1 protein-coding gene is annotated in these 305 nt (G+C 46.2%); it reads left to right on the forward strand.

The features are described from left to right. Positions 1–3: 3 nt before the first annotated feature. Positions 4–305, forward strand: a 302-nt coding sequence (locus H4J63_RS19925) for a transposase domain-containing protein (protein WP_310734730.1), incomplete at its 3' end; no start/stop codon positions are given.

The following is a 305-nucleotide window of genomic DNA, read 5'->3' on the forward strand; positions in this document are numbered from 1 at the left end:
GATATATTCGCCACTCCTGACTCTTTATCTACATTTCAGAAACATATCCCTCTTGAGTGGATTTCTAATGTGCTCGAGCAGACCGATAAAGCAAGTATTCGCAAACGTAAGTTACCTGCTGAGCTTGTCGTCTGGCTTATCATTGCAATGGGTCTTTTTCGCGACCGCTCTATTAGTGACGTTGTTGAGAAGTTAGATTTAACACTCACTGATACCCTGGGCGATACGGTTGCTCCAAGTGCTATTCCTCAAGCGAGACAGCGCCTGAGTAGCGACCCCCTCCAAGCCTTATTTCACCTATGTGC

The organism is Pseudoalteromonas sp. 5Ae-yellow (assembly GCF_014077565.1).
In the GTDB taxonomy this organism is placed as follows: domain Bacteria; phylum Pseudomonadota; class Gammaproteobacteria; order Enterobacterales; family Alteromonadaceae; genus Pseudoalteromonas.